Raw genomic sequence first — 15,050 nt, 5'->3', positions numbered from 1 at the left:
GGAGGGGGCAATGAGGTTCTTTCGAGTCTGGCTCGTCCTGGCGACGATCGTGGGACTCGTCGACTCGGGCGCCGCGGCCGACATGCCGGTGAAGGCCGTGCCGATGAAGGCACCGTTCGCTCCCTCGTTCAGTTGGACCGGGTTCTATGTCGGCGTGCACGCGGGCTGGGGAGGGGACAATCCCACCGGTGCGACATCGGTCGGCATGGCGACTTTTCCGACCACGCTCACTTCACAGCACGATCTCGATCTCGGCGCCCATGGTCCGCTGTTCGGCGGGCATGCCGGCTACAACTGGCAGATCAATCCGCGGCTGGTGGTTGGCATCGAAGGCGACATCACCGGCACCGGCATCAAGGCCTCAGGCGCGCAGTCGGCGTTCTGTCCCACGCCGTTCTGCACGCCCGCGACGGTGGTGCCCGGTGCGCTCTTCACCATGTCGCAAGAGGTCAACTGGCTTGCCAGCATCCGCGGTCGTCTCGGCACCATCTGGGGCCCGGGCTTGATCTACGTGACCGGCGGCGCCGCCTGGGCCAACGTTGAAACTAAGGCCAACATCGGTGACGCGTTCTTCGGTTGCGGCGGCGGCGGCATCGCTTGCACATATTCGGCCGCGAGCAACGTCACGAAAACCGGTTGGGCTGCAGGCGCTGGCTATGAGACCGCGCTTGCGGGCAACTGGACGGTTCGCGCTGAGTATCTCTACTACAGCTTCGGCGGCCAGACCCTCACGGCTGGCGCGCCAGCCGCGAATTGCGGCGCTCCGCCCTGCATTGCGACCTTTACGTCTTCGGACTTGAACATCCACACCGTCCGCGCCGGCCTGACTTACAAGCTGGGCCAGCCGGCGGGTGCGCCGATGGCAGCGCTCACACCGCGCGCCATCGCTGCCGCGCACAGTTGGAGCGGGCTCTATGCCGGCATCGATGCGGGCTGGGGCTGGAACGATCTCACCGCCACGTCCGTGAATAGCGTGGCGACCGCCCCGGCCGTGCTCTCCGCCCAGCACGATCTCGGCGCCAGCGGCCCGCTGTTTGGCGGTCACATCGGCTACAACTGGCAGATCGATCCGAAATTCGTGATCGGCGTTGAAGGCGACATCGTCGGCACCGGAATCAAGGCTTCAAGCGCACAAACGCCATCCTGCGACCTTGCGTTCTGCCAGGTCTCGACGGCGCGCGGTGCCGTCATGACCATGTCGCAAGAGGTCAACTGGCTCGCCAGCGTCCGCGGCCGTGTCGGCGCCGTGTGGGGGCCTGGCATGATCTACGCCACCGGTGGCGCCGCGTGGGCCAACGTCGACTACAAGGGCGACACGGGCGACGCGTTCTTTGGCTGCACCACCAGCGTCGGCGGTTGCGAATATCCGGCAGCGAGCAACGCTACGAAAACCGGCTGGGTCGCCGGCGGCGGCTACGAGGCCACGCTCATCGGCAACTGGACGGTCCGCGCCGAGTACCTCTACTACAGCTTCGGTGGTGAGACGCTGGTGGCAGCTCCTACGCCCACAGCGGGTTGTACGGCTTTCGCGCCGTGCACCACGAACTACACGTTCCCTGACTTGAAAATTCACACCGCGCGTGCCGGTGTGAGCTACAAATTCTAAGCGGCCTGGAGGAAGCTCCGGTGACATGGGATAGCGGGAGCCGGCGTCAAACGACCGCTCAGGCTGTTGAGAATTCGCCGCGGTCGAATCCGCGGCGGCGCGATGTGGTGTCGGGCCTCGCGACAGTCGGCTTGAGCACGCTGCTCGCGCCGGTCGCGTCGCGTGCACAGAGCGCGGGGCGTATCGATGTTCACCACCACATCCTGCCGCCGAAATACATGGCCGATCTGGCGCGCCTCGCTCCCACGGAGCAGCTGCAGCCGTGGTGGAAGCCCGCTCTGTCGATCGAGGACATGGACAAGAACGGCGTGGCGACCGCCGTGGTGTCCCTCACGCAGCCGGCCGTGTGGTTCGGCGACATCGAACTCGGACGGCGGCTGGCGCGCGAGAGCAACGACTATGCCGCGGGTCTGGTCAGGGATTATCCCGGACGCTTCCGGATGTTCGCGGCCCTGTCGCTGCCCGATCCGGACGGCAGCTTGAAGGAAATCGAATATGCCTTTGACACCCTGAAAGCCGACGGCATCTGTCTGGTGACGAGCTACGGCGACAAGTATCTCGGCGATGCCGCGTTCTGGCCTGTCTATGAAGAGCTCAACCGCCGCCGCGCTGTCATCTATACGCATCCGCTCAGCCCAAGCTGCTGCAAGAATCCATTGCCGCAATATCTGAGAGATTCCTCGATCGAGCTTGGCACCGATACGACCCGCACGATCGCGAGCCTCCTGTTCAGCGGCACGGCGGCGAAGTTTCCGGACATCCGATGGATTTTCTCGCATGCCGGCGGAACCATGCCGTTCCTTTATCAGCGGTTTGTCCGCGAGGCGGCGGCGCTGAAGGATGCAAAGTCCATCCTGCCGAACGGCTTGTCGCACGAAATCCGGAAATTTTATTACGACCTCGCCCAGTCGAACCTACCGGGCACGGTGGCTGGCCTTCTTTCGCTGGTGCCGGTGTCCCAGTTGCTCCTGGGGAGCGACTATCCGGCGCGGACCGCAGCCGAAGTCATCTCGGGAATCGGCAAGTACGGATTCAGCGCCGAAGATGTTGCGGCCATCGAACACGGCAACGCGCGTCGTTTGCTCCCGAACCTGCCGGGGTGATCCGCCGGCGTGATGTTTTTGCAAAGCCGCGCCGTCGTGACGACACTGACCTTAGCCGGTAGGCTGGTCCTGTCTGAGTCTTCTGGGCGTATGAGGCGAGGGAAGTTTGACCTTGCCGGTCGGATTCATCGGAGGGTTGAATGATCGATTGCTACACATGGACCACTGACAACGGATACAAGCCGCGGATGATGCTCGAGGAGACCGGGCTCGCGCACAAGATCATTCCCGTCAACATCCGGCAAAAAGAGCAGATGTCGGCGGAGTTCATGAAAATCAGCCCGGGTCACAAGATTCCGGCGATCGTCGATCACGATGGCCCTCGGGGCGCCACCATCATGCTCTGCGAGTCCGGCGCGATCCTCAAATACCTCGCCGAAAAATCCGGCAAGCTCTATCCGAGCGATCCGGTCGCCCGCGCGAAGGTGGATCAATGGTTGTTCTACGGCTCCGCGACTTTCACCACTCTTGCGCAGCAGTTCGGCCATTGGGTCGTGCGCAATCCCGAGAAGGTGCCTCCCGCGCAGAAGCACTATGACGCCGTCCTGCGCGACATGCTGGGCACACTCGACCGGCATCTCGCTTCCAACGAATATTTCGGCGGTGATTATTCCATCGCTGACCTGACGATGTATTCCGACGTCCACCTTCATGGTGTGAAAGATATCGGCCTCCAGGATTATCCCAGCTTGAAGCGCTGGCATGATTCAATAGAAGCTCGTCCGGCCACTCAGCGGGCGTGGGGACCGTTTCCTGTTTGAAGCGACGAGATCGGGTGCTCTACTTCGACCTCAAGCACGTCGTGGTCGGCGAGGATGTCGGCATCCACAACGCGACCGAGGTCGAGCGGGCGGTGGCGGCACGTTCCAGGCCGACCGCGATCGGGTCATAGTGTCGGAAAGCGAAGGCTCGAAGCTCGATCCGTCGAACCGCGACGGCGTCGGCGCCAAGATGGGGCTCGATGCCACGAAGCCGTTCAAGGCCCCGGAAATGGCCTTCAAGCGCATCCGGGGTGCCGGGCGAGGAGGCCATCAACGTGGCCGAGGTGCTGAAGCAGGGCGGCGGCGACTGGCGGAGCGCGCTGAAGGGCTGATCGAACTCACCTAGACGTAGGCTCGGCCAAGGCGTGGAAGCGCCGAGCCCACACGTTCATTCATCGTTGCAATCTGTCACGTGGGCAAACCGCTCAAGCCCGAGTGGCGGGTGTCGTTGCATGCAATCCTATACCAGGCCGCCCCGCCTTTCCGGCCAAGCGCCACGGCTGCAGGGTCATTCGCCAACTAATTCTGATTTGGGAAGCGGTCAATAGCATTTGGTGTCAAACATGTTCTTGATTTGTTCTTTCGTCTAGTGTAATTGTTGTGCTGTCTTGTCTGCGTCGGACGTGTCGTCGATCGCGACACCTGATGACGAGGCAAGGTGTGGCCGCCGACAATGCGTGCCGCTGGATGGAGCGCCAGGAGGCGCCGGGCTCTTCGCACGGGCCCGCGTGCCGCGGGACCCCCACTGCCCTCAAAGCACTGGCCCTCAAAGGCCATGGGTCCCGGAAGCTTGGCGCGCAGGCTGGCCAATCGCACGGCCGGCCTTAGGAGGTTTCGCAAACCTCCTGGCGCCTCCCGGCGCTCCATTCCTCTCTCCTATGGGAGAGGACAAGGAAAACAGGGACACGGGCGCACCCGGGCGTCCGAAAAACAAAACCCCGGGACGGCGGAGCGTTGGCTGAAGCAGGCGCTAATCAAAAGGAGTCAGCTCCTGCTAGTCTATGCTGATAATTTAGGCATCGTGGGTGGCAAATGCCTGTAAAACCTGTCTTTACCCAGCTTGTGGATTGGCGCGAGGCTTGCACCAATCGACATCGGAACACCTGCCAGACTTAGGGCCAATGGCCGGGCGGGGGGAGAATGCCGGTGGGGCTTGCGTTTGATGAAATGAAGGGGACCGACGGTGTCGTCCGGGCCCCTTATTCGGAGCTGGCAGGCTGGCTGGGCGACGTGAAGCCCGACGTCCTGGATTATCGCCGCCGCGAGGCGGAGCTGCTGTTCCGCCGGATCGGCATCACCTTCGCGGTCTATGGCGAGGCCGACTCCACCGAGCGCCTGATCCCATTCGACGTCATTCCGCGCATCCTCGGCGCCAAGGAATGGGACCTGCTGCGCCGCGGCCTCGAACAGCGCGTGCGCGCCATCAACGAATATCTGCGCGACGTCTATGGCCGCCGCGAGGTGCTGCGCGCCGGCATCGTGCCCGACGACCTGGTGTTCCAGAATCCGGTGTTCCGGCCGGAGATGAACGGCCAGAAGGTGCCTCACAACATCTACGTCCACATCGCCGGCATCGACATCGTCCGCGTCGATCCGGAGACGTTCTACGTGCTCGAAGACAACGCCCGCACGCCCTCCGGCGTCTCCTACATGCTGGAGAACCGCGAGATCATGATGCGGCTGTTTCCGGAGTTGTTCGCGCGGCACCGCGTGGCACCGGTCGAGAACTATCCGGACGAACTGCTGGCGACGCTGAAGTCGGTCGCGCCGGATTCCGCCTCGGGCGATCCGACGGTCGTGCTGCTCACGCCCGGTGTCTACAATTCGGCCTATTACGAGCATTCGTTCCTGGCCGACAAGCTCGGCGTCGAGCTGGTCGAAGGCCGCGACCTCTTCGTCAAGAGCGGCTTCGTCTACATGCGCACCACGCAGGGGCCGAAGCGTGTCGATGTGATCTACCGCCGCGTCGATGACGACTTCCTCGACCCGCTGTCGTTCCGCGCCGACTCCGCGCTCGGCGTCGCGGGGCTGATGTCAGCCTATCAGGCCGGCAACGTCACGCTTGCGAATGCGGTCGGCACCGGCATCGCCGACGACAAGGCGATCTACAGCTACATGCCGGACATCGTGAAGTTCTATCTCGGCGAGGAGCCGATCCTGAAGAATGTGCCGACCTGGCGTTGCCGCGAGCCGGATCACCTGACTTACGTGCTCGAGCATCTCGAAGAACTGGTGGTGAAAGAGGTCCACGGCTCTGGCGGCTACGGCATGCTGATCGGGCCCGCCGCCGACAAGGCGCAGGTCGCAAGCTTCCGCAGCAAGCTCAAGCTCAACCCGAAGGGTTTCATCGCGCAGCCGACATTGGCGCTGTCGACGTGCCCCACGTGTGTCGACGCCGGCATCGCGCCGCGCCATGTCGATCTGCGGCCGTTCGTGCTGACCGGCCGCGACAAGATTCGCATCGTGCCAGGCGGGCTCACCCGCGTGGCACTGAAGGCCGGTTCGCTGGTGGTGAATTCCAGCCAAGGCGGCGGCACGAAAGATACTTGGGTACTGGATCGCTGACCGATGCTTTCCCGCACCGCCGATAACCTGTACTGGCTCGCGCGCTACGTCGAACGCGCGGAGTATCTCGCGCGTATCCTGGAGGCGACACAGCGGCTCACCAGCATGCCGCTGGCTTACGTCGGCGAGACCAACGAATGGGAGTCGGCGCTTTCGACCGCCGGCTGCTCCAATGCCTTCTTCGCCGCCCATGAGGAAGCCAACGAGGCGACCGTCACCGACTTCCTCGCGTTTTCGACCTCGAACCCGTCGTCGATCCGCAACTGCTTCGAGGTGGCGCGTTCCAACGCGCGCGCCGTGCGCACCGCGCTCACCATGGAGATGTGGGACGCGATCAACACCACGTGGCTGGAGCTCAAGCGCTTCGGCAACCGGCCGTCGTCGCGTGAGGAGCTGGCGCGCTTTCTCACCTGGGTGCAGGAATGTTCGCTGCGCTTTGATGGTTCGGCTTACCGGACGATGCTGCGGAGCGATGCCTACTGGTTCTCGCGGATCGGCGTCTACACCGAGCGCGCCGACAACACCGCGCGCATTCTCGACGTGAAGTACCATCTGCTGCTGCCGGCCGACGAGCATGTCGGCGGGCCGCTAGACTATTATCAGTGGTCGGGCATCTTGCGCTCGGTCTCGGCGCTCACGGCGTATCATTGGGTCTATCGCGAGAGCCTCAAGCCCTGGCTGATCGCAGACCTGCTGATCCTCAACGACCAGATGCCGCGGTCGCTGTCGAGCTGTTACGAGAACCTGGTGCAGAATCTCGATCGTATCGCCGGGGTCTATGGCCGCCAGGGCCCGGCGCAGCGCCAGGCACGCTCGGTGCGCACACGATTGCAGAACAGCAAGATGGACGAGATTTTTCAGTCCGGCCTGCACGAGTTCATCACGTCGTTCATCACCGACAACAACAAGCTCGGATCGGCGATTACGCAGCAGTATCTGGCTTAGCGCGTGGTAGTCTCTCTCTCCGCCCTCATCCTGAGGAGCATTGCGAAGCAATGCGTCTCGAAGGACGAGGGCAGCCCGGTCCGTGGCGGCCCATGGTTCGAGACGCGCAGCTTCGCTGCGCTCCTCACCATAAGGCCGGGAGAGAGCGACGAAGGCAGGAAGAGAGCGTGTTGAGCCGCCGCAAGCAGGTCGCCGCACGCAACCGCCGCTTTACACAACTTTACAATCAGGACAAACGCCGGAAACCGGCCGCCTCCATGTTCGCATCAGTTCAATGCGCTGATGTCCAACCACAGGAGACCGTCGATGACCGAGGACCCCAATACCCCAGCGACCGGCACCATCGTGCCGCCCAACCGCGGCCGCCGGACCGCCTGGATCGTGGCTGGCGTCCTCGCTGCGGGTCTCACCGGCGTTGCTGCGACCACGGCCTTCAGCCAGGGCCCGGGCTTCGGCCCGATGTCGCCGGTGCATTGGCACAGCGGCTTCATGGGCGGGCCTCTTGATCCGGCGCAGATCGAAGATCGCGCCGACCGCATGGTCCGTCATGTCGCAATCGAGATCGACGCCACCACTGACCAGCAGGAAAAGCTCCGCGGCATCGTGCGCGGCGCGGTGAAAGACCTGGTGCCGATGCGCGACAAGGCCAAGGCCGCGCGTACCGCCGCGCGGGACCTGCTGCTGCAGCCGACCATTGATCGTGCCGCGATCGAGAAGTTCCGCACCGAGCAGGTCGCGCTTGCGGACGCTTTCTCCAAACGCGTGGCGCAGGCGATCGGCGACATGGCTGAGGTGCTGACCCCCGAACAGCGCCGCAAGCTTGCCGATCGCCTGCCGCCACACGGTGGGGGGCACCGTTGGAATCGGTGGTAAGCTCAACGCCGTGACCGAGCGGATTTTGTTGATCGAAGACGACCCGCGGCTCGCCGAGATGGTGAAGAACTATCTCGGCGAGGCGGGCTTTGCCGTGACCGTGTCGTCGCACGGCCTCGACGGCGTGGCGCTGGAAGCCAAGGAGCCGTTCGACGCGCTCGTGCTGGACTTGATGCTACCCGATATCGACGGCCTCGAAGTCTGCCGCCGCATCCGTGCGCGCTCGCAGACGCCGATCCTGATGCTCACCGCCCGCGGCGACGCCATGGATCGCGTGGTCGGCCTCGAGATCGGCGCCGACGATTATCTGCCCAAGCCCTTTGAGCCGCGCGAGATGCTGGCGCGGCTGCGCGCCATTCTGCGGCGGCGCGGCCGCGAGCAGAAAAGCGAGGTGCTGCGCTTCGGCCGGCTTGAGATCGATCTCGGCGCGCGCAACGCGCGGCTCGACGGCGCCGAATGCGCGCTGACACCGTATCAGTTCTCGCTGCTGCTGGTGCTCGCCGAGCACGCCGGGCGGGTGATGTCGCGCGACGCCATCATGGACGGGCTGAAGAACGCCAAGCTCGAATCCTTCGACCGCTCCATCGACGTGCATATCTCGCGCATCCGCTCAGCCATTGAGGACGACGCCAAGAAGCCGCGCCGCATCATCACGGTGCGCGGCAGCGGCTATGTGTTCGCCAAGGTTCAGGACTAATCGCTCGATGAGAACGCGAAACGATTGCGACATCGGCGGTGAGCTCCCTCTCCCGTGGGGAGAGGGTTGGGGTGAGGGCGTTCGCTATCTCATGCACCGTAACCCCTCACCCGAGGCGCTTCGCGCCTCGACCTCTCCCCATGGGAGAGGTGGCCGGAGTTTGGCGCGCCGGCAGTTTAAAGCTGCAACGTTGGGCTGAAGACGATGCGACGGCTCTATCTGAAAATCTACGGCACGATCATCGTGAGCCTGGTGCTGGTGGTCATGGTTGCCGGCGGCGTGTGGCGCTGGGGATCCGGCGGCCCTCCGGGCGCGCAGGTGTTCGAGGTGGCTGGCGAAATCGCAAGCCTCGCGCTGCCGCCCTCGACCGCGCCGCAGCCAGAGCAGCAACGTATCATTGCGCATCTGGCGCAGCGTTTCCGCAGCGACCTCGCGCTTTATACGGCCGACGGTACGCTGATCGCGGCCTTTGGCCGGCCGCTGCCGCAGCCGCCGGCCAACACCGACGGCGAATGGCTGTACGGCCGGGGCGGGCCGGCCTGGGCGTTCCGCCTGCCGGATGACCGGCGCCTGGTGGTGCGGGCGCTGCCGCGGCATCGCAATCCGCTGGTGAGTTTTCTGCTGGTGCTGGGCGGTATCGCGCTTGCGGTTGCGATTTGCGCCTACCCGTTCGTGCGCGGGCTGACGCGGCGGCTGGAGCGGCTTCAGGTCGGCGTCGAGAAGCTCGGCTCGGGCAATCTCTCGGCCCGCGTCGATGTCGAGGGCAAGGACGAGGTGGCGCGGCTTGCCGAGATCTTCAACCGCTCGGCCGAGCGCATCGAAGACCTGATGAAGTCGCACCGCATGCTTCTTGCCAACGCGTCGCATGAGTTGCGCACGCCGCTGTCGCGCATTCGCCTCGGTATCGATCTCCTGCAACACGATCCGTCATACAAACCCGAGCTCGAGCGCAACATCGCCGAGCTCGACCAGATGATCGACGAAATTCTGCTCGCCAGCCGCCTCGGTGCGATCCAGAAGCCGCAGCTCGAAGAGAGCGTCGATCTGCTGGCGGTCGCCGCGGAAGAGGGCGCGCGCTATGACGATTGCGCGGTCGGCGGCAGCACCGCGGTGGTGCGCGGTGACCGGAGGCTCCTGAGCCGGATGATCCGGAACCTCCTCGACAACGCGCGGCGGCATGGCGCGCCGCCGGTGCGCGTGACCGTCAGAAGCGAGAACAAGCAGGCCGTGGTCGAGGTGATGGACGGCGGCAAGGGCGTGCCGGAGGCCGAGCGCGAGAGGGTGTTCACGCCGTTCTACCGGCTTGCCGGCGACACCGAAGGGGCGGGGCTCGGTCTGGCGCTCGTCCAGCAGATCGCGCGGCTCCACGGCGGCGAGGCGGTGGTTGCGCCGAAAAGCGATTTCCCGAGCTGTTTTCAGGTGTCTCTGCCCAACCAGGCGACTGCTTAGATCGTAGGCTTGACCCGGAAGCGGTGGTTCTCGATTGTGAGATGCCCATGCGCATCCAGGTGTCCCACGAGACGGTCTACCGCTACGGCCAGCCGGCGCGCGGCGTCATCCAGACGCTGCGGTTGACGCCGCGCAACCACGAAAGCCAATACGTGGTCGACTGGCGGATCGACGTGTCGGAGAACTGCCAGGTCGCCCAACACGAGGACGCGTTCGGCAATCTCACCCATGTGTTCGATTGCGACGGTCCGGTGTCGGAGCTGCGCGTGCTGGCCGAAGGCGAGGTCGACACCCAGGACTCGAACGGCGTGGTGCGCGGTGTGATCGAGCGCTTTCCCCCGAGCCTTTACCTGCGCGAGACCGGGCTGACCCATGCCGACCCTGCGATCTGCGATTTTGCCTTGGAGGCGCGAACGGCCGGCGAGGGAAGCACGCTCGCGATTTTGCACCGGCTGCTCGAACGCGTTCATGATGCGGTCAAATACGACGAGACGAGCGCGACCACGTCGGCCACCTCGGCGGCCGAGGCCTTTGCGCTGAAGCGTGGCGTCTGCCAGGACTTCACGCATATCTTCATCGCTGCGGCGCGCAGCATCGCGATTCCGGCGCGCTACATCGGCGGGCACTTCTTCCGCGCCGACGGCGCGGTGCAGCAGGAGGCAGCCCATGCCTGGGCCGAAGCCTTCGTGCCGGATCTCGGCTGGGTGGCGTTCGATGCGGCGAACGGCCTGTGCGCGACCGATGCACACATCCGCGTCGCGGTCGGGCTCGATTATCTCGGGGCGGCACCCACCCGCGGGGCACGGTACGGCGGCGGTGGCGAGGAGCTCGACGTGACGGTGCGGGTGAGTTGCCCGTTCACGCCTGGGCAGGGGCAGTCACAGAGTCAGTCGTAGGGCGCTCTGCCGTGCGGGTCCCCGTGAAAGCGGAGACCAACCAAGGGCCTGAAGTTCAGAAGCTGCGATGGGGCAGGCGCTAGCGCGACGCCTGGCGGTCCCACGGAGTGCGGGAATCACGAAAAGCCTGATGGCGATTCTGATGATGCCCATGCGCCACCCGGTGTCGCTCCGACTTGCCGAAATGCCGGCCATGGCGGCGTGACTTTTTCGAAGCGCCGCTGTTGGCCGACTTGTCTTTCGCCTTATCGGGGCTCGAACCGGACACGTCTGTCATCACGTTCTTTGGCAGCGTCGCGACGTGCTGTTTAGCCTCGCGCTCCGGACGCATCTTCCAGTCGCTTGCGACCGTCGGCGTAGCGGGGCGCTCGGCGCTCGACGGCACCACATGCACGATGCGGTAGCCGCGCTCCTTCAGCTCCTTCAGGATCAACGGCAGCGCCTCGACGGTCCGCTGGTGGATGTCGTGCAGCAGCAGCACGCCCTTGCCCTTGGCCTCGATCCGCGAGATCGCGCGTTTGGCGACCTCTTTGGCGCTGATCCGGCGCCAATCGTCCGCGGGCATGTCGGCGCCCCAGATCATGATGCCCTCCGCCGCCGCACGGGTCTCGACCGCCTCGGTCGAGCCGAAGCCGGGGAAGCGGAAGAACGGCGCGAGCTTGCCGGCATCGCCCAGCGCCGCAGCGGTTGCGGCGATCCCGTCGTCGAGCTGCGCGATACCGGCTTCGGCGCTGAGCCTTCGGAATTTGATCGGGTGGCCCATGCTGTGGGTGCCGATGGTGTGGCCGCGCTCCGCGACCTGCTGCAGCAGCTTGGGGCTCGATTTGGCCATCGTGCCGACGATGAAGTAGGTCGCCTTGACGCATTCGGCGTCGAGGATGTCGAGAATCCGGTTGGTGTAGGGCGCCAGCGGCCCGTCGTCGAAGGTCAGCACCACCTCATGGTCGGCGAGCGGCAGCGTCTCCGGATAGCTCATGGTGCCGATCTTGCGATGAACGGTCGGGTCCACCACCAGTGTCCGGCTGGTGCCGATCGCGTCCGGATGTCCGGGGCAGGTGGCGGCTTGCGGCTCGGCGTTGGCAACGGTTTGGAAGCCGGCAAGGGCGGCGGCAATCGCAAGCGAAGCAAGGCCCAAACGGTTAACGACCGAGAGCCGGGGACGTCTGATTTTCATGGGTTGATTCTTAGGCACGTTACTGATGAGTCGATATTGCCGCCCGATTGAATTCACATGGATATTGGAAAGTCGCAACACCAGACTATGCGGTTCACACCGAAAGAACGCCGCGTGATCAACAGGCTGCGCACGCCTGAAGATGTACAACGGTTCATCAACCGGCTGCCGTACAACACCGAACCCAACGGTGACACGCTCCGTGGCTTCCGCGGCGTGGTGAAAAAGGGCACGGCGCACTGTCTGGAGGCCGCCTTATTCGCCGCGTGCGTGATGGAGCAGCATGGCTACCCACCGCTGCTGATGGGGCTGGAGTCGATAGACCTGCTCGATCACGTCGTCTTTGTTTACAAGCGCCGCGGCCGTTGGGGCTCGGTGGCGCGCTCGCGCGATCCCGGCCTGCATGGCCGGAAGCCGGTGTTCCGCTCACCCCGCGCGCTCGCCTTGAGCTACTGCGACCCGTACATCGACTACACCGGCTGCATCAAAGGCTACTCGGTGGTGCATCTGAACGTTATGGGCAATTACGATTGGCGATTGTCGAAGCGGAACGTCTGGGCCGTGGAGAACATGCTGATCGATCTGCCGCACCGGAAGATCAGCCGGTCGAAAAAGCGCGTGCGGCGGGAGCGCGAGAAGTACAAGGCCTACATGGCGAAGCATAAGAAGAAGCCGCTGTACTATCGCGGCCGCGAGAAGTGGACGCCGATCCCGAAGGACTTTCTTTAGAGCGATATCCGACGCTCTTTCCCGCCTCATGGTGAGGAGCGTTGCGAAGCAACGCGTCCATGCGGCGGCCACCGACCGGTCCACCTCGTCCTTCGAGACGCGGTGCTGCGCACAGCTCCTCAGCGACTGTGTCTCCCGTCAAGTGTTTTGCCATTTTCTGCTGTCTCTGAGCATGGCGTTGATGATGGTGAGGAGCTTCCTGGCCACCGCGATGAGCGCGACCTTCTTTGGCTTACCGGCGGCGAGCAGTCGGGCGTAGAAGGCCTTGAGCACCGGGTTGTGGCGACTGGCCGTCAAGGCGGCAATGAACAGAGCCGAGCGAAGCGCCGTGCGACCTCCGCCGATCATGGCCTTGCCCCGCCAGCGGCCCGATTGTCTGGTGTAGGGCGCCACACCAGCCAGGCTTGCGATGCGACGGCGATCGAGGTTGCCGAGCTCAGGCGCTTCCGCGAGGAAGATGCGGGCCAGCGTGTTCTTGATTCCGGGAACCGAGATGAGCAGGTCCTCCTTCTCCCGCCAGACCGGGGCGCCACGAACCAGACCATCGATGTCCCGATCGATGCTCGGCAGTTCCTTCTCGAGAACGGCAATGTGCCGCGCCAGGCTCTTGCGAACCCGCACGTTGCTGGCGTGCTTCTCGCGCTGCCGCTCGGCCACCAGCATCTCGATGATCTGGCGCCGCCGGCCGACCAACTCGGCGAGCAGCACGGCTGTTTCTTCAGGCATCGGCCGCGGCTCAGGTTTGACCGCCTCCGCGAAGTGGGCGATCACGCCCGCATCGATCGGATCGGTCTTGGCGCGCTTGCCGATGGCCTGTGCGAAGTGCCGAACTTGAGCTGGGTTCACCACTGCAAGCGGAAGTCCAGCTCCAGCCACCGCTGCCGCAACGATCGTCTCAAAGCCGCCCGTCGCCTCCACCGCAATCAGCGAAGGCGAAAGCCCTCGCAGACGGTCCACCAGGTCTTCCAGACCCTTGCCGTTCCGCTCGACCGCAAAGGCCTCACCGCCAGGGCGCACATGAACGTCCAGACGGTCTTTCGATACATCAATGCCAACGTAGATCGTGTCCATCTTCACCCTTCCTTGCGCAACCGGGCTTCGCTTGCGGCCCTCGCGACTGTTCGGGTTCGATGGAACGGCGGACGGATGCCCGTGCTGAGGTCCGGGCTTCATAGCCCCAGGATGAGACGGTCTCCCGTCCGCCACCGCGCCGACAACTCTAGCCGACGAAGCGATTCGTGACTTACAAGGATGAGGTGGGGATGGTCTACCCGCATGGCTCCGGTCCATCCATCGACCGAAGCGCGCCTCACATAATCGCAAACTCGGAATTCTTCCGGTCCGTGACCAGCATGCATCCCGGATAGTGCGTGATGCAGAACTCCGGCTTCACGGTCGCGACCACCGATTGCGGCGTCACCCCGCAGGCCCAGAACACCGGAATCTCGTCGTCCTTCATCGGCGCGCGCTCGCCGTAATCCGGCTTGTCGATATCCTTGATCCCGATCAGCTCCGGCTTGCCGATATGCACCGGGGCGCCGTGCACCGCCGGGAAGCGCGTGGTGATCTGGATGGCGCGGATTGCGTCGGCGGGCTTCAACGGCCGCATTGACACCACCAGCGGTCCGTGGAACGGACCCGCCGCCGTGGTCGGCACGTTGGTGCGATACATCGGCACCGTGGTGTTGTTGGTGATGTGGCGCAACTCCATGCCGTCCTGCATCAGCGCGTCCTCGAACGAGAACGAGCAGCCGAGCGCGAAGATCACGAGATCGTCGCGCCAGTGCTTGGTGATATCGGTCGGCTCGTCGATCAACTCCCCGTTTCGAAACACCTTGTAGCGGCCAACATCGGTGCGGATGTCGAGATCCTCGCCGAGCGACGGCAGATGTGGATCGCCGGGGGCGCCGGCCGCGAGCAGCGGGCAGGGTTTCGGGTTGAGCTGGCAGAACCGCATGAAGTCGGAGGCGAGCGCCGCCGGCAGGATCGCGAGATTGCCCTGCACGTAGCCCGGCGCCATGCCCGAGGTCCCGGTCTTCCATTCGCCGCTGCGGATGGCGCGGCGCGCCGCAACTCCGGTCTGCGGAATGGCGGCGGGACGAGAGGCGGAGCTTGCGGCGGCGGACATGATGGTTTCCTGTGCTGGTCCGGTGAGCGGGCAAACCGGTGCGTCAATGCGACGCCAATCTGCGCATCATATCATCGGAAGAGCTTCGGAAAACCGGTTGAAACTCACCCCAGGATCGCGTTTG

The 15,050-nt window shown here is 64.5% G+C and carries 15 protein-coding genes; 12 read left to right on the top strand and 3 right to left on the bottom strand.

Annotated features, from left to right (window positions below):
• Positions 1 to 10: 10 nt before the first annotated feature.
• The 11 genes from RHPLAN_RS25030 (at position 11) to RHPLAN_RS24985 (ending at position 10,895) form a co-directional block, all read left to right on the top strand.
• On the top strand, positions 11 to 1,606 hold the full coding sequence (locus RHPLAN_RS25030; RefSeq protein WP_068023598.1) for an outer membrane protein: 1,596 nt from the start codon (positions 11 to 13) through the stop codon (positions 1,604 to 1,606).
• Between the two features lie 107 nt (positions 1,607 to 1,713).
• Entirely contained in the window at positions 1,714 to 2,709 is a 996-nt protein-coding gene (locus RHPLAN_RS25025; protein ID WP_198164481.1) for an amidohydrolase family protein, read from the top strand.
• 140 nt (positions 2,710 to 2,849) lie between these two features.
• Positions 2,850 to 3,470, top strand: coding sequence for a glutathione S-transferase family protein (locus RHPLAN_RS25020; RefSeq protein ID WP_068023596.1), 621 nt, complete (start codon positions 2,850 to 2,852; stop codon positions 3,468 to 3,470).
• The gene (locus RHPLAN_RS40620; RefSeq protein WP_237179910.1) at positions 3,467 to 3,601 is read left to right on the top strand and encodes a UbiD family decarboxylase; all 135 of its coding nucleotides are present in this window, start codon (positions 3,467 to 3,469) and stop codon (positions 3,599 to 3,601) included. The genes RHPLAN_RS25020 and RHPLAN_RS40620 overlap by 4 nt, the downstream gene beginning before the upstream one ends.
• Positions 3,601 to 3,816, top strand: coding sequence for a hypothetical protein (locus RHPLAN_RS25015; RefSeq protein ID WP_068023595.1), 216 nt, complete (start codon positions 3,601 to 3,603; stop codon positions 3,814 to 3,816). Before RHPLAN_RS40620 ends, RHPLAN_RS25015 begins: the two co-directional genes overlap by 1 nt.
• Before the next feature lie 800 nt (positions 3,817 to 4,616).
• A complete protein-coding gene (locus RHPLAN_RS25010; protein WP_068031804.1) occupies positions 4,617 to 6,035 on the top strand; it encodes a circularly permuted type 2 ATP-grasp protein in 1,419 nt (472 codons plus the stop codon).
• 3 nt (positions 6,036 to 6,038) lie between these two features.
• Complete coding sequence (locus RHPLAN_RS25005; RefSeq protein ID WP_068023594.1) at positions 6,039 to 6,980, top strand: alpha-E domain-containing protein; 942 nt, start codon at positions 6,039 to 6,041, stop codon at positions 6,978 to 6,980.
• Between the two features lie 306 nt (positions 6,981 to 7,286).
• Positions 7,287 to 7,853, top strand: a complete 567-nt coding sequence (locus RHPLAN_RS25000; protein WP_068023591.1) for a Spy/CpxP family protein refolding chaperone — start codon at positions 7,287 to 7,289, stop codon at positions 7,851 to 7,853.
• 10 nt (positions 7,854 to 7,863) lie between these two features.
• Positions 7,864 to 8,550 carry a response regulator gene (locus RHPLAN_RS24995; RefSeq protein WP_068023590.1) on the top strand — a complete coding sequence of 229 codons (687 nt, stop codon included), beginning with the start codon at positions 7,864 to 7,866 and terminating at the stop codon, positions 8,548 to 8,550.
• Between the two features lie 204 nt (positions 8,551 to 8,754).
• Entirely contained in the window at positions 8,755 to 9,999 is a 1,245-nt protein-coding gene (locus RHPLAN_RS24990) for a sensor histidine kinase (protein WP_068023589.1), read from the top strand.
• A 47-nt stretch (positions 10,000 to 10,046) separates the two neighbouring features.
• Entirely contained in the window at positions 10,047 to 10,895 is an 849-nt protein-coding gene (locus tag RHPLAN_RS24985; protein ID WP_068023568.1) for a transglutaminase family protein, read from the top strand.
• Positions 10,896 to 10,974: 79 nt separating this feature from the next.
• Here the strand turns inward: RHPLAN_RS24985 and RHPLAN_RS24980 are convergent, their stop codons facing one another.
• Complete coding sequence (locus RHPLAN_RS24980; RefSeq protein WP_084245493.1) at positions 10,975 to 12,069, bottom strand: polysaccharide deacetylase family protein; 1,095 nt, start codon at positions 12,067 to 12,069, stop codon at positions 10,975 to 10,977.
• A gap of 114 nt (positions 12,070 to 12,183) precedes the next feature.
• Here RHPLAN_RS24980 and RHPLAN_RS24975 point away from each other — a divergent pair, with 114 nt between their 5' ends.
• Positions 12,184 to 12,798 (top strand): hypothetical protein, encoded by a 615-nt coding sequence (locus RHPLAN_RS24975; protein WP_157100456.1) that lies wholly within the window; start codon positions 12,184 to 12,186, stop codon positions 12,796 to 12,798.
• Between the two features lie 138 nt (positions 12,799 to 12,936).
• On the opposite strand, the gene RHPLAN_RS24970 is transcribed toward RHPLAN_RS24975, so the two are convergent.
• Both RHPLAN_RS24970 and RHPLAN_RS24965 read right to left on the bottom strand, forming a co-directional pair.
• Positions 12,937 to 13,869: an IS110 family RNA-guided transposase gene (locus tag RHPLAN_RS24970; RefSeq protein WP_068013255.1), complete on the bottom strand. Its 933-nt coding sequence runs from the start codon at positions 13,867 to 13,869 to the stop codon at positions 12,937 to 12,939.
• A 238-nt stretch (positions 13,870 to 14,107) separates the two neighbouring features.
• Complete coding sequence (locus tag RHPLAN_RS24965) at positions 14,108 to 14,926, bottom strand: putative hydro-lyase (protein WP_068023561.1); 819 nt, start codon at positions 14,924 to 14,926, stop codon at positions 14,108 to 14,110.
• Between the last annotated feature and the right edge of the window lie 124 nt (positions 14,927 to 15,050).

The organism is Rhodoplanes sp. Z2-YC6860, from assembly GCF_001579845.1.
GTDB lineage: Bacteria > Pseudomonadota > Alphaproteobacteria > Rhizobiales > Xanthobacteraceae > Z2-YC6860.
Note: the sequence above shows the minus strand (reverse complement) of the source record. Positions and strands in the feature narration are given on the sequence as shown.